Origin of the sequence: Vibrio sp. 10N.286.51.B11 (assembly GCF_041469245.1) — a bacterium.
In the GTDB taxonomy this organism is placed as follows: domain Bacteria; phylum Pseudomonadota; class Gammaproteobacteria; order Enterobacterales; family Vibrionaceae; genus Vibrio; species Vibrio crassostreae_C.
The window spans coordinates 157,470-171,554 of the sequence record NZ_JBFRKI010000007.1; the positions used below are offsets into that span (position 1 = coordinate 157,470).

Sequence of the window (14,085 nt, forward strand, 5' to 3'; positions counted from 1 at the left end):
GCCTATAAACCTTGCACGTACTGAGCATTAGTTCGAACTTCAACCATCTGCTCTAGGTTCTGTTGTGAACCTTCAACGCCGTTCAGTAGCGCTTCGAAATGCTTGATAAGTTCAACTTTGTCTTTCACTTCTTTAGAACCTGCACCGATGTTGGTTAGGTCAATGAAGAACTCGTCGAACAGACCAGAGAAGTCAGTTACTGCGTCGTGGTTCAAGAACTGCTCGTGGTTGTAAATGCTTGGGTAGCCACCCTTCTGTTTATCAACCGCAAAAGAGATGCCTTTCACGTTGGTAATCGTGGTCGCTTTCTCACACTTCAACATACAACCTGCTTCGATGCTTGGCTTGTTACAACCCACGGTTCTTTGGAAGAAACACTGACGGCTGGTCATCATCAAGATTGGGTGGTAAATGCTGTAGAACAGTTTGAAGTTCTCTGGGCGACGAATATGACGAATCTGACCTTTGTTGATCTCGTTCGAAATGAATGCGCCTGCACAGTTCAGCTCTTCTTTCAGAGTAACCAGTGCGTGAGAGTTGGTCGTGTTCATGAACGGGCCTGCAACCCACTCAATACCCATCTCGTAAGCTTTGTAAGCAATACCCGTGTTGTTGGTTACGATGCGAGCTGGCTTGATCTCTTCAAGAATACGAACCGCTTCGTCGTAATCTTTACCGATCAATACCGCTGGGAACCAAGGAATCAAACGTGGGTTTGCTGCCAAGATGTCGATGTACTTGTTACAACGCTTCTTGAAGCTTTCTGGAAGTTTGAAGTAAACATCCGCGTCAGTCACGTCACACAGGTGTAAGTCTTCTACATCGGCGATAAGCATCGACATAGTCGGCTTCTCGTTCACTTTAGGGTGCTGAGGCAGTGCTGGCACTTCAACGTGCTTAATCACTTCCACAGAGCCGTTCAGAATGAAGTCGATCTCGTCTTTTAGGTCTGAAACTTCTTTTAGAGGAATCAACAAGCCTGCATCCACTTCACTGAAGTCGTGGCTTTCTAGCGTGTGAACTGCACTCTTCACGTTTTTGAATCGCTTCTCAAGTAGCTCTTGAGTAATCGCCTTCTCTTCAACCGCTTTCAATAGCGATTTAGATTGAAGAGTAAAGTTCTCTTTTGGCGTGTTCACAGTCACCGTAAATGGTTGACCCACTTTTGCGCTGAACGACAGTGCTACTGGTGTCTTGCGAATATCAAGGAACTCGATCTTGTCACGCATTTCGTTACCAAGAACGTCTTTCGCTTGGTGAAGTTCGTTGGTCACTTCTTGAATCTGTACAACTGAGATTTCGTTGTTCTGCTCCGTCGCTTTTTCAACAGCGTAGTTCATGCTGTTGTCGCGCGGGTTATCGATGAACATGTCTTTCGTTAGGTTGCCCTTTAGGAAAGAGTTGGTGAAATCACGGTTGAATACTTTGTGTAGGTTCGAATCGTCTTCGATCAACAAACCACTTTCTACAAAGCTATCAATCTGTTTACGCCATGTGTCTACCACAGTGTAAACGTAGTGTGCGCCTTTAATACGGCCTTCTACTTTCAATGAGTCGACTTTCGCATCAACCAATTCAGGTAGGTCGTAGTAAGCTGAGTTATCTTTCAGGTTAAGTGGGAACTTGTTGCCCGCGTTGGTGATTTCGTACTCATCACGACACGCTTGGCTACAACGACCACGGTTACCTGAGTTACCCACACTTACTGAGCTTGAGTAACATTGACCAGAGAATGCGATACACAGAGCGCCGTGTACGAACACTTCGGTTAATACGTCGTGATCGTGTGCCACTTCCGTCAGCATCTTGATTTCAGGCAGGTTCAACTCACGAGACAAGTTAACGCGCGTCGCGCCAATCTTAGACAAGAACTTAATCTGACCTTCGTTGTGCGTAGTTAACTGAGTCGACGCGTGAACGTCTAACGATGGGAAATGCTTCTTAACCAGGTTGAATAAACCCAAGTCTTGAACAATGATGCCGTCCACTTTGGTGTTCACAAGCTGGTTCAGCAGTTTGGTGATGCTCTTAGTCTCGTGCTCCAGTAGCACAACGTTAAGAGTCAGGAACACTTCACAGCCGTATTCATGAGCAAGGCGAATCACACCATTCAATTCGTCTAACGACAGGTTAGAGGCTCTGTTACGAGCGTTGAATGTGTCTAAACCACAATAAACTGCATTAGCACCCGCTACGATGGCGGCTTTTATCGCTTCTACATCGCCACCTGGGGCTAATAACTCAATTTTTCTGCTCATTTTTGAAGTCGCTCACTTACTTATAATTTTTAAGCCGCGTATTCTACCCACATCACGATCTCTTTACCACCGTACAACACTTTTCAAACTAAATGACCTCAATAATGCCGAACGAATCCGATCTACCTATCCTTTATTCTTTACGCCGTTGCCCTTATGCAATGCGCGGACGAATGGGCATCGCACTATCACAGCAAAAAGTGTTACTTCGAGAAATCGTTACCAAAGACAAGCCTAGCGAACTATTGGCCAGTTCGCCAAAAGGAACAGTGCCTGTATTGGTGTTACCCAATGGACAAGTCATTGAACAGAGCTTGGATGTGATGAACTGGTCACTTCAACAAAACGATCCTCAAGATCTTCTGCGTTCAAGCAATCCAACGCTTAGCGAACAAGTTCAGCAGCTCATTAAAACCAACGATGAAGAATTTATTGGTCACTTAGAAAGGTATCGTGCATCGGTTCGTTACCGAAACATCGATGTTGAACAACGCCGACAAGCCTGCGAAACCTTCATTAAGCAGTTAGAAGTGCGACTTACCGATCAGCCCTACTTTTTTGGAGAAAGCCCAAGCTTGGCCGATTTTGCGGTGATGCCTTTCGTCAGTCAGTTTGTGCGAGTCGAAAAGAAGTGGTTTGTGAAATCGGAATATCAAAACGTAGGACGTTGGTTAAGAGCGCACCTTGAAAGTAAGCTCTACACCCAAGTCATGAAGCAATACCCTTTGTGGAATGAAACCAAGCAAGATTGTCTTTTTGGATAACTTAAGAGAATTTTGGGTGACTTAAGGGTATCTAGGGTGATCTAGGGGAATTCTGGAATAGATAATTCCTAGGTATTAAAGTAGTTACGTGACACTGTATCTTCTTTGTAAAGAACAGATATTCAAAGGCTTAACTGGGATTCCGTTGTCTCTTTACCTGTAACTACTGTCTCTTAACTGGCAAACACAGTCTAAGCTAAGCCTTTTGTTCATTTTAACCTGATCACTGAATCGCTATCGAAATCTCGACTTCAGTTTCACCTTTGTATAGTTCAAAATCTGTCGTGTAAGTTCTCACATGTGGGCAGTCAGCAGCGCTGAAATACGCCCACACTTCACCCCATAGGTCGATCACAGCTTGTGGTAATTCACCTTCAGCAGAAAACGTTAAGTATTTACCTGCTTGTATTTCGGTTTCTACAAGCGTATCAACATTCTGATCCGTAAGTGCATTAGTACACGCGATAACATCAAATTCGCCCGTAAAGTCAGACTCGTAGTTAGTGTAAACGCCATACACTTTTGAATCCGGTGTTAATTTCGGAAATGCTTGGTCAAAAAAGCCCTGCCACAATTGCCCTATCTTGGCTCTTGCTGGGTCCATCTCATCGGTATTGGTGGTTCTTACTGAAAAACCATACGCCTTTACGGCTTCTATCGTTTCAACTTTCATTCGTTCTATTCCTAAGCCAATTGACGATCTAACTGTATTGAATCCAATGTTTTATAAGATAACGATGCTAATCTTGTATCTCTTTATGGCCACATTTTTCACAGACAAGGTGACGAGAAAACTCATCCATTGACGCGACAAACGGGCCAAGGAACCAACCTTTTATCATGCCTGCCCAAAACTCACTTCGCTTTTGGTTAGGTTTGTCTGCAAACGCACTCGTCTTTCTGACCAACACAACAACATGTTGTGTCTCTTCTCTGCACGCGGTGCAATAGCATTGTTCTATGGTGCTATTCATTTGAAAGCCTATGACGTTTTGAATGAAACATGCTGAAAGTGAGGGTTGTCGACACAGACATCCAATGTCGCTATTTGAGTTAATACGAAAAGTTGTTGCTCGCCTTGAGTACTGACTTTAATGCACTCTTCACGGCTGTCATTGCGCTGGGTATCTAACCCGACACATTCAATCTTCTCGCCAGACTTCAGCGTTAACTTGATTGGGTATCGGTGCATACACACAATTTCAATATAATCGTAATCGTTGCAACTAATCATAATACCCCTCCAATTCATCCACCACGCTAATGCGACATGCCATACTATTCAATATCTTTACAATCAATAAGTTACTCGTATCACAATCGCATTGCCATAATCAGATTATTGAGTAATTTGTTAAATTTAATCTCGTTCTCACCATTCACATTTCATCTGTGAACGACAATTTAAGGCTTCAAGAATCCTTTCCAATAATGGTACAAACCACCAATGTCTGAAGAACACATTAGCGACATTGCGCCTTTGATTTGTTCTTCGCTCCATTCCCACCATTTCATTTCTAGCAACTGAGCGATTTCAGTCTCATTGAAACGATAACGGATATGGCGTGCTGGGTTTGAACCGACAATCGAGTATGGCGCGACATCTTTAGTCACAACCGCTCGACTTGCGATGATGGCTCCGTCACCAACCTTAACACCACTCATGATCATGGCTTCTGTACCAATCCACACATCGTTACCAATCACGGTATCACCAGAGCGTTCAAAGCCGTCTATCGCACCTTCAAACTTCTCATCGTCTTGATAGAAAAACGGGAAGGTACTCACCCACTGGTTTTGGTGGCCTTGGTTGCCCGCCATCATAAACACGGCGCCAGAACCAATCGAGCAGTAGCTGCCAATGATCAGCTTATCGATGTCGGTTCTATCCGGTAATAGGTAACGCGCACAGTCATCAAAGCTGTGGTTATGGTAGTAACCCGAGTAATAGCTGTGCTCGCCCACGATGATGTTCGGGTTGGTCACTTGTTCTTTGAGTGACTTTCCAACAAACGGGCTTTCAAAATAGTTTTTCATGGTTGTACTCTTAGTTTCGTTCTTTTAGTTAGGTACTTTTTTTGCGTGTTGATGGTTGTAACTTGTTTATATTAGTGTAAAGGCAAACGTGCCCTATCGACCGCCTGCAATATCAATAAACGAGCCGGTGACATACGAAGCTTCGTCTGATAATAACCACGCGATAGAGTTCGCGACTTCTTCTGGTGTGCCACCTCGTTGTAACGGTAACTGCGAAGCTAGTCTGTCTACGCGATCTGGCTCTCCGCCGTCTGCATGCATCTCAGTATAAATACAACCTGGCCTTACGCCATTCACTCGGATATTGCGTGAAGCTAATTCAAGCGATAAGCCTTTGGTGAGTGAATCCATCGCACCTTTCGATGCTGCGTAATCCACATACTCAAACGGTGCGCCAGTGCGAGAAGCGGCAGACGATACATTCACAATCGAACCTGCGCCATCGGCTTGTTTGATAAAGGCTTTACTGCACAGAAAGCAGCTTGATACGTTGGACTTCATCACCTTTTCAAAGCGATCCAATTCAATATCAACCAATGGTGACTGGGTAAACAAGATCCCGGCATTATTAACCAAGTGAGTCACTGGACCTAGCTTGTTACGAGCAATCTCGAATAAGGATTTCACGTCCGATTCAACAGACACATCCGCACGCACACTAATCGCGGTTCCGCCTTGTTCGCGAATCTCATTCACTAGATCTTCAGCTCGCGACTCATTGTGTATGAAGTTAACGCATACAGCATAGCCTTGACTGGCCAACAATTTAGACGTCGCTGCGCCAATACCTCGGCTTCCGCCGGTTACAACCACTACCTTGTTCAATGAAACCTCCTAATGCCACTTGTTTGTTATAACCTGATTTTTCGATGAAACCTGATTATTCGATACGACCTAGTTGTTCGTGACAAACTGATCGTGTCGATACAAATTAATTGCTCGACACAACCTGAACCCACTGCGATCGCCACGCCGGCGCTTCGAATGGGTCTGGCCAAAACTCAGTTTGCTTTTGAATTAAACCATCAACAACCGTGTGAAAGGTGATCACTCGGTCTTTCAGCACACTGTCAGTAACTGAAATGTCCGTTACTACCGTATCACCTTCACAGACAATTGAATTGAGCGCGAACTCCCAAACACCATTAGCTGGGTATTCAGCATTGACTGCCGTGAAGTTGTCGCGCCCTACCGTCAATTCAGACGACTGCGGCCAATAGCCTTCAAAATCTGCGGTTAACCATTCACCTGCCTTTGCAAAATCATTACTGCGCATTGCATCCCAAAATCCCAATACCACTTGTTTTGGTGTCATTATTCTTCCTTAAAGTTATTTACGTGTGGTGATTTTTAAATGTCTGCTTCGTTATGCGTACTTGCTAATGATCGTTAAAAGATCATCGACACTGTTAGCAATGTAATCGGGCTTGGTTTGCCAATTTTCAGGCTCCGATCGGCTATAACCTGCGGCTACGGCAATCACTTTTGCATTGTTACCCAGCGCGGCTTCAATATTGCGAGCAAACTGTGTGTCCGCTTCATGGTCACCGATGTACATCAAACAAAGCTCGTTAGTCGGATCGGCGCCAAATATGTTCTCGACACATTTCACACCACCAAATGGATGGGGTTTTTGGTTGCCGCTCGAAACATCGTCATAACCCACTACCGATTTAAACAAATCACCAATGCCATAGCTGTCGAGCACACCACGAATATTCAATTGAGAGTTTTGAGAGCAGATCCCATGAGGAAGATGAGCAAACTGATTAACCACGGTTTCCATTCCTTCAAACAAGGCGACGGCTGTTTGGTTTTTCTCTTGATGCTCTGCCCACATTCCACCAGCGATCAACATTTCATCGTGTGATAAGCCGTAATAGTCGATATATAAGGCTTGCCAGTTTTTAGCCCCGTGGTTGGCTTCATGATAAAGCGCTTCGCTGAGCAAATATTTAGGTAAGTTATCACCTGACAAGTGTGGTGCGACTAAAGAGATAATATCTTTTGTGATTGCGATATTCTTTGGAACGGAATTGACTATGGTTCCATCGTAATCCCACAGGATGGCATCTAACTTCATACACTATCTCTTTGTTTCGATTAGTAATTTGAATTTATCATTCATAAGCCTATTTAGGGCAATTTTATTGTCTTGAATTTCGAAATTTGTCGAATAGAAGCAAAGCTAGAGAACAAACCGTTACTAGCAAACAAAAACCAAACAGTGTTTGCTCACATCACTGCTTTATCAATTGCAATATATGCGTATAATCCCCGCTCCATTGCGCTATCGCCGTTAAAAATAGCGCCATTCAACATTTTTAATGAGTACCCAATGTCGAAACTATTTTTCAAAGGCCGTATCGAAACAAGACAGAACCACGTTCTTGCTGGCTACAACGTAAACCGCGATGTGAAAGCGGGTACTGAAGAATCTCCAATCGCAGTAATGGTTCAAACTGAAGCGCGCAAAGCAGAAGTTGAAGCACTAGCCGCTGAAAATACTATCTTCGTTACTGTTACAGTCGACGCAGACAAAGAAGAGAACACCATCGAGCTTGATACTCTACTGAACAAGCCAAAAACGATGACGTTTGAAAAGACCCCTAACCGTAACGATCCGTGTTCTTGCGGCAGCGGTAAAAAATACAAGAAGTGTTGTGCATAAGCGCTTTGACTTGAAGAATTTAAAAACGGACCGGTAGCAATATCGGTCCGTTTTTTTATACGCTAAGCAAGCTTATTCAGCGTAAGACAAATTATTAGGCGTCAGACAAACTGAAGCCACTAAATTTGGCGAAAATTAGGCGTCGCCTTACTGCCACTGAACGTATAAAGCATCACACCCTGTTCACTGCCTACTAACGAATCAAACGTGATCACTTCCTGCCATTGTTGTTTTTCTAACGGGCGGAAATGAGCGCTGACTTTTCCGCCTTGTTTGACGAGCTTTACCGACACACTAGATTCACTAAACAACAGACGTTCCTTGATCTGTGGCTGACCATTTTGTTCTACAACGAACACCAATGAACGCTCGCCCATGAACATCTCTTTGCTCACTTTAATGTAGTTGTCGTTATCCCAGTAAATACCTAACCCAGCTTGTTCAAATGCGAGGTTTGGATCTAATTGAACCGTCACTTCTGTGCTGTAATCCGAGCTAGATACTGGATGAACGAAGATATTATCAACATCAGCTGAACCCGCACCAAAGATATTGCCCTCTTGCACTTGCATCGTCAGCACGCCGTTTTCCAAAGACCGATGTTCCGGATTTTCATTTCTGATTTGCCAGTTAACGAGGTTATTCATGTTATTAGTCCTTGCTGCTAGATCATGCGTTGACGGAGTTGGTAAAACACATTGTCGAGTTCATCGGGATTTTGCTTTTGAATGCGATTAAGCTCTCTTTGTACAGAATCGTACATAAGTTGGTTATCCATGTCTTTCAATGCGGCGTAGTAATGAATGCGACGTCCCAAGATAAAGTTATTCTGGTCATTCTCACTCATCATATTGAAACGGTCTATTGTCGCTAAGAACTTCGCTTTATCCTGTGGCAGCTGTCCGTTCAGTTCCATCAACAAATTAATACCGTGATAGTTACCATAGTTGCCCGTCACGCGGTTTAGTTTACTGATCAATTGATATTGTTCTTCAAGCATTTCACGTTCGCTAAGTGGCGTGAACTCTCCATTCTGCACCAGTTCATCCAATTCAGTTCCAGGCTTCACAGCAAGCGACAGAATGCGTATTTCATCTGGGTTGATTTGGTTAAGTAAGGCCGCCGTTTCTTCAACATGCTGCGCCGAATATTCTTTACCACCCAAGCCAAGGATAATGAAGGTCATCATCTTCATACCCGCTTGCTTCGCGTATTCGGTCGATTTCAAAATAGATTTCGGAGTAATGCCTTTTTTCATCAATTTGAGAACATCAATAGAACCCGATTCCATACCGCAATAAAGCATGTTGAGCCCTGCATCACAGATGGCTTTCATCTCTTCAGGCGACTTCTTAGTCATGCTTTGCGCTCGTCCATAAGAGCTGATCTGCTTTAACTCTGGGAAGGCTTGTTTGAGTGTATTCAACACATCCAGCAAGTCTTCGGTATCCATAGTGAATGAATCACCGTCTTGCAGAAAACAGGTCTCAAATTTACGGTTCTTATAGAATGCTTTCGCAGCCCAAATGTCTTTCTTAATCTCTTCAACGGGACGAATTGCAAACTCCATCCCCTCAAACAGCGTACAGAATTTACATTTGTTCCAAGGACAACCTTGGGTGGTGCGAATCAATAAGCTATCCGCTTCTGAAGGTGGGCGAATATGCCCTTGTTGGAACTGATACTGTGTCATTTGAATGCCCAATAATTAACTATTCGCATAGACTACTAGAAGTTCATTCAATGAAAAACACGGTACAATTTGAATTATTATCAAATGAAAACGGATAATTAAAGAAGAAGAATGTTGAAGTATTAAGTAGGTTAAAGGCTAATCAAGGTTGTCCGGTGTACGTAAATTGGTTCCACACTTTGTACATTTATAGTCACCGTTTCCGCCACTTGAAGCTAGCGACGATAAAATCATTCCAAGCAACCCTGGCTTCTTTTCATGTTGTGGCGCTTTTTCGGCTTGGTTACTGAACATAGTGTACTTGTGCAGTGTCAGTTCCTTACAGTTACTACAGAACGCTCTCGTCTTCTCACTTCCATACATAATATCTATCTCCTTAACTCAAAGCACAAACTAAACATATGGCAAATATGCCACACGTAGAGTTAAATCTAAATATTTTCATGAAGTTATGAGTAAGTAAGAGCGTTTTAAAGAAAAGTAAACTCTCGACTGTTAAGTGAAGTGTTGGTGAACAAAGTTATTCAATTCAGTCACGCTTCTGATGATGTAAACCTCTTTCTCTTTAGCGCGCAATTCTAACTGCGCTCTAAAGTCGTCATTCCAAAATTTAGGACACAGTTGTAGTGTCTTATAGCTTTGTATCGTGCCTTTTATCACTGAGCTTCCAGCAGGCCAGCCTTCAGGTTTAACAAATAAACCTTTGAGCATTCTCTTGGTTACAAACCAGTAGCTAGTTGAATAAGGAATGTCGATATAAACCAAGGTATCAGCTGCATCTAAACGTGTGTTGAACGAGCCTAGAGGGCCAAAACCATCGATGATCCAGCTTTCTGACTTAAGTATGCTCTCATGAGCCTCCTCAAATACTTCACGTTCAACAAACTCTCCGTTGGCCTTGTAAACAATAGAGTCCAACTGGTGAAGCTCTATCCCTGTAGCTAGTGCTAACGCCTTGCTGACTGTGGACTTTCCACTCCCAGGCTTACCAAAAACCGCGATCTTTTTCATATGACTTCCTCTATTCAGATAAAACCCATAAGACAGCGACAAAAAACCCACCTTACGGGTGGGTTCGATAAACAAAGCGCATCAACAATCCCACCATTCTTATGGAATGATGATAATTCGTTGGTTAGATGGCGCTAAATTCAGTTTCATAAAACTACTTTTATATATTGTTGCTTAGTTGTCAATGCAGCCAAACGTTGATTGGGAAGCTATATCCTCGTCAAGTCGCACCCATTAATAGTCTTAATGAGTGCTAATTGGTCTTGGTTATTTCGCTTTCTTTTTCGCCACTGTCGCTTCTGATAGCTTGCTTAGTACACCCGATACTTTCTTAACGACCTCGTCACAGCCATTGATCGCGTGACGCTCTACCAAGTAATTAGGATCGTTGTAAGACAACCATACTTTCTTATTTGAATCTTCAGTGACTAACACCTTCTGCGGTAAATCTATCGCGACTTCTTGAGCACATTGCATTAATGGTGTCCCTACTTTCGGGTTACCAAAGATGATGACTTCCGTTGGTCTCAATTCAAGATCGACCTTACTCGCGTTTTTCTGGTGGTCAATTCGCGCAAACAATGTCAAACCTTTGCTTATAGCGAGTTCTTCAAAGCGGTCAGCGGTCTCTTTCACTGAGTAATTACTTTGGTATTTAATCAAACCATCAGAAGCCGCAGCTAAAAATGATGCAGAGAGTAAAATGGCGCATAGTGGTAGTAATTTTTTCATCGTCACCTCAGAGATTTAACCTAATCAAACTTACATTCATAGCGCCACTTCTAAAATCAGCGACGTAGCCCATGTCAGTATAGACGCGATTCGATTCTCAGTTTGCAGAGAGGATCACTTTTCTAATGCGTCTTATTATCATCAGTTTAGGTTAACTCGACGCTAACCATTGGCTTTGAAGCTTGAATGTTTGGTCATCAAAATCAATAGTGCCTTGCACACCTAGTGGCGTGACTAGCATGGGATGGGTGTGACAACTGTCGAAGCCATACAGGATCGGGACATTTTTACCGTTCAGCACTTCAAGAAGTACATCGAGTGGTGTTCGCCCTGTCCCTTTGTCATCAAACAACTCATGTTTGCCGAGTACAATAGCGCCTACTTTATCGAATACTCCGCAAGCCAATAAGTGCGCGAATGAACGCTCGACCGCTTCAATGCCTTTTAGTGAATCTTCAATAAGCAGAATATCGCCAGACTGAATTTCTGGCATGTATTCGCTGCCCCAAATCCCGGCCATCGTACTCAGGTTGCCGCCAATCACGCGACCGCTTACTTGACCTCCTCCCATGAAGTGCCATTCGTTATTGTAAACTGGCTTTGCAGAGTCTTGAGTTTCCCAATCGTGTTTAATGTCCGTCCAACTCTCAGGCATCGTGTACTGATGTTGGCTTGAATCCGAGCATAAGATGTCAGTAAACGATTGGAAGGTTTCGTCGACTAATGGCGGGAACTCACCAAATGACGCAACAAGTGCAGGGCCATAAAAAGTCACCAATCCAGTTTTGGCGTAGATGCCTAACAGTAATGCTGTGGCATCTGAATAGCCGACGATGATCTTAGGGTCGTCTCTAAGGGCATCATAATCGATGTATGACAACAGTGAGTTACTGTTGTTACCACCAATGGTCGACATAATGCAGCGCACGTCAGGATCTCGAATGAGCTGATTGAGTTCTTCGGCTCGCGCTTGAATGGAACCAGAACGATACCCTTCTGACTCTCCAGTTAACAAACCTTCAACTAGAATGAAGCCCTGCTTTTCCAAATAACGTTTAGCACGAGCAAATCGATTAGGTGCAAAGACCGTTGCGGGCGATGACGGTGAGAAAAATCCGATTTTGTCACCAATATTTAAAGCTTTTGGGTATATCACTCGTTTGTCCTCCATAACAAAATTGGAATAATACGCCTGACTGAAACTCACTAATTCTTAAAGCAAACGAGTTCTTTAAGCGAGTTGATTTCGGGGTTAGAGCTCAAAAAATTAAGGTTGAATCAAATTTTCATCCCCAATTAATGCCACGATTTAGTCCCACATTTCTCACACTGGTATTCGTAATCACTGTCTACATAAAAACCGGGAACATTATGATCACCTCTAAACAATAACGTCACCAGGTACTCCATCAACACGCCTAACTTCCATTGTTTCTTTTCAGATTCAGCGTCCGCTTTAGATTCAGCATCGGAAGCGCTAACAGCAAGGTGCGGGGTAAGTGCGTCGCACTGCTCACAGTGATAAGGGTGTTTAATATACTTATTATCAAGCATTTATATAAGCCAACTGATATTTATAAATTTGATACATACTAACAACTTATCACTCGGTTCTCGAACTTATTGTTGTCCACTAGAGTTTTATTAGAAAGAAATGAGACACAAGGTAAGTGCCATGCATCTTGAATCAGTTACCATCGAGATCTCCCTCATTGAAAAGCTAAAGCTATTCTTACGCTAAGGTATGAAATTAACTTTTACTTTAATAGCCCTTTTTCCGCAGCACCTTCAAGTTGCACTTCTAGCTCTTTCCATAAGGCACGACTGCCTTTAGAAATACGCTCGCCATTAAAGGTCAGTACTTTGTCTTTGGATATGTTGTGCTTCTTCCAGCTGTGACCATCACCATGGATGTTATGAAGCAAAGGTGGCACTCTATCGATCGCCTTACCAAATCGAGCTTCCGGTGACTCACCCGCTTCGAACTCAAGCCATAACTCCAAATACTCGCTTCTTGAATGGCTCGGCAATGATTTCAGCAAGCGCTCGACGCAGTTTCTCTCTTTGAGCTTGTTTTCTTCGGTTTCACTGGCATAAATGATGGTATCTCCCGCATCGATTTCCCCAAGGTCATGAATCAGCAACATCTTCATTACTCGGGTAATATCGATTTCTTCATTGGCATAGTCTTTCAACATAAGAGCGCTCAAACAGACGTGCCAACTGTGCTCGGCCGAGTTTTCATATCGGTCCAATCCAACTGGTTTCGTCTGTCGATGAACATCCTTTAATTGTTCAATTTCGACCATGAATTGCAGAATGCCTTTGATTTCTTCCACGATAAGCTTCCTTAACTTAAGTTGATGATTGAGCGGTGCGGAGGGTTAACCTAGCGACAAAGAAGCGTTACTCCCAATGAACCGACATTTTGTAATACGCAACACCCGATGGTTGTGGGCTAAGCTTATCTACCTGTTAGCCATAGGGTGTTCAGGATTTAACTGAAGCAGATCCCACAAGTTACCGTAAAGATCTTCAAACACAGCAACGGTGCCGTAGCCTTGCTCTTTAGGCTCTCGGACAAAGTTAATGCCCAAAGACGTCATACGTTCGTAATCACGCCAGAAGTCATCGGTGTTTAAGAATAGGAATACGCGTCCACCAGCTTGGTTGCCGATGAAATCGAGTTGCTCTGGCTTGGAAGCTCTAGCAAGTAACAGGCTCACACCGGTTGAATTTGGTGGAGCAACAACAACCCAGCGCTTATCTTCTTCTGGCAGATACGTGTCTTCGATGAGATCAAACTTAAGCTTGTTTACATAGAAATCAAGCGCTTCATCGTAGTCTTTTACCACGAGTGCAATGTGGACAATATTCTGTTTCATAACATACCTTGTTGGGGTTTTAGCTGCGTGGAAT

19 protein-coding genes are annotated in these 14,085 nt (G+C 43.4%); 2 read left to right on the forward strand and 17 right to left on the reverse strand.

Annotated elements, in window-relative coordinates; translation table 11 throughout:
- Window positions 1-2 precede the first annotated feature (2 nt).
- A complete protein-coding gene (locus AB4154_RS03390; protein WP_017063916.1) occupies window positions 3-2,258 on the reverse strand; it encodes a peptidase U32 family protein in 2,256 nt (751 codons plus the stop codon).
- Window positions 2,259-2,431: 173 nt separating this feature from the next.
- On the opposite strand from AB4154_RS03390, the gene AB4154_RS03395 reads away from it, so the two are divergent.
- Complete coding sequence (locus AB4154_RS03395; RefSeq protein ID WP_017061817.1) at window positions 2,432-3,022, forward strand: glutathione S-transferase; 591 nt, start codon at window positions 2,432-2,434, stop codon at window positions 3,020-3,022.
- Between the two features lie 223 nt (window positions 3,023-3,245).
- On the opposite strand, the gene AB4154_RS03400 is transcribed toward AB4154_RS03395, so the two are convergent.
- The 7 genes from AB4154_RS03400 to AB4154_RS03430 all read right to left on the reverse strand — a co-directional run bounded on the left by AB4154_RS03400 (window position 3,246) and on the right by AB4154_RS03430 (window position 7,142).
- A complete protein-coding gene (locus AB4154_RS03400) occupies window positions 3,246-3,695 on the reverse strand; it encodes a GyrI-like domain-containing protein (protein WP_102319784.1) in 450 nt (149 codons plus the stop codon).
- 67 nt (window positions 3,696-3,762) lie between these two features.
- The gene (locus AB4154_RS03405) at window positions 3,763-3,996 is read right to left on the reverse strand and encodes a hypothetical protein (protein WP_371722212.1); all 234 of its coding nucleotides are present in this window, start codon (window positions 3,994-3,996) and stop codon (window positions 3,763-3,765) included.
- A gap of 8 nt (window positions 3,997-4,004) precedes the next feature.
- Window positions 4,005-4,256: a Rho-binding antiterminator gene (locus AB4154_RS03410; RefSeq protein WP_372122183.1), complete on the reverse strand. Its 252-nt coding sequence runs from the start codon at window positions 4,254-4,256 to the stop codon at window positions 4,005-4,007.
- A gap of 170 nt (window positions 4,257-4,426) precedes the next feature.
- Entirely contained in the window at window positions 4,427-5,059 is a 633-nt protein-coding gene (gene catB, locus AB4154_RS03415) for a type B chloramphenicol O-acetyltransferase (protein ID WP_017063920.1), read from the reverse strand.
- Between the two features lie 93 nt (window positions 5,060-5,152).
- A complete protein-coding gene (locus AB4154_RS03420; protein WP_136974259.1) occupies window positions 5,153-5,884 on the reverse strand; it encodes a glucose 1-dehydrogenase in 732 nt (243 codons plus the stop codon).
- A 106-nt stretch (window positions 5,885-5,990) separates the two neighbouring features.
- On the reverse strand, window positions 5,991-6,374 hold the full coding sequence (locus AB4154_RS03425) for a nuclear transport factor 2 family protein (protein ID WP_136974258.1): 384 nt from the start codon (window positions 6,372-6,374) through the stop codon (window positions 5,991-5,993).
- A 51-nt stretch (window positions 6,375-6,425) separates the two neighbouring features.
- On the reverse strand, window positions 6,426-7,142 hold the full coding sequence (locus tag AB4154_RS03430) for an HAD family hydrolase (RefSeq protein ID WP_372122185.1): 717 nt from the start codon (window positions 7,140-7,142) through the stop codon (window positions 6,426-6,428).
- Between the two features lie 255 nt (window positions 7,143-7,397).
- On the opposite strand from AB4154_RS03430, the gene AB4154_RS03435 reads away from it, so the two are divergent.
- Complete coding sequence (locus AB4154_RS03435) at window positions 7,398-7,730, forward strand: PBPRA1643 family SWIM/SEC-C metal-binding motif protein (RefSeq protein ID WP_017068336.1); 333 nt, start codon at window positions 7,398-7,400, stop codon at window positions 7,728-7,730.
- 119 nt (window positions 7,731-7,849) lie between these two features.
- Here the strand turns inward: AB4154_RS03435 and AB4154_RS03440 are convergent, their stop codons facing one another.
- The 9 genes from AB4154_RS03440 to AB4154_RS03480 all read right to left on the reverse strand — a co-directional run bounded on the left by AB4154_RS03440 (window position 7,850) and on the right by AB4154_RS03480 (window position 14,051).
- Entirely contained in the window at window positions 7,850-8,377 is a 528-nt protein-coding gene (locus tag AB4154_RS03440) for a DUF1349 domain-containing protein (protein ID WP_372122187.1), read from the reverse strand.
- Between the two features lie 17 nt (window positions 8,378-8,394).
- Window positions 8,395-9,423, reverse strand: coding sequence for a radical SAM protein (locus AB4154_RS03445; protein WP_017061808.1), 1,029 nt, complete (start codon window positions 9,421-9,423; stop codon window positions 8,395-8,397).
- Between the two features lie 138 nt (window positions 9,424-9,561).
- Entirely contained in the window at window positions 9,562-9,786 is a 225-nt protein-coding gene (locus AB4154_RS03450; protein WP_017061807.1) for a hypothetical protein, read from the reverse strand.
- Between the two features lie 132 nt (window positions 9,787-9,918).
- Window positions 9,919-10,434 (reverse strand): adenylate kinase, encoded by a 516-nt coding sequence (locus AB4154_RS03455; protein WP_136978486.1) that lies wholly within the window; start codon window positions 10,432-10,434, stop codon window positions 9,919-9,921.
- A 267-nt stretch (window positions 10,435-10,701) separates the two neighbouring features.
- The gene (locus AB4154_RS03460; RefSeq protein ID WP_017061805.1) at window positions 10,702-11,166 is read right to left on the reverse strand and encodes a DUF302 domain-containing protein; all 465 of its coding nucleotides are present in this window, start codon (window positions 11,164-11,166) and stop codon (window positions 10,702-10,704) included.
- Window positions 11,167-11,317: 151 nt separating this feature from the next.
- The gene (locus AB4154_RS03465; RefSeq protein ID WP_372122188.1) at window positions 11,318-12,322 is read right to left on the reverse strand and encodes a S66 peptidase family protein; all 1,005 of its coding nucleotides are present in this window, start codon (window positions 12,320-12,322) and stop codon (window positions 11,318-11,320) included.
- A 140-nt stretch (window positions 12,323-12,462) separates the two neighbouring features.
- Entirely contained in the window at window positions 12,463-12,720 is a 258-nt protein-coding gene (locus AB4154_RS03470; protein ID WP_017066541.1) for a hypothetical protein, read from the reverse strand.
- A 203-nt stretch (window positions 12,721-12,923) separates the two neighbouring features.
- Window positions 12,924-13,505, reverse strand: a complete 582-nt coding sequence (locus tag AB4154_RS03475; RefSeq protein WP_372122190.1) for an HD domain-containing protein — start codon at window positions 13,503-13,505, stop codon at window positions 12,924-12,926.
- Between the two features lie 129 nt (window positions 13,506-13,634).
- Entirely contained in the window at window positions 13,635-14,051 is a 417-nt protein-coding gene (locus AB4154_RS03480; protein ID WP_017061801.1) for a VOC family protein, read from the reverse strand.
- Between the last annotated feature and the right edge of the window lie 34 nt (window positions 14,052-14,085).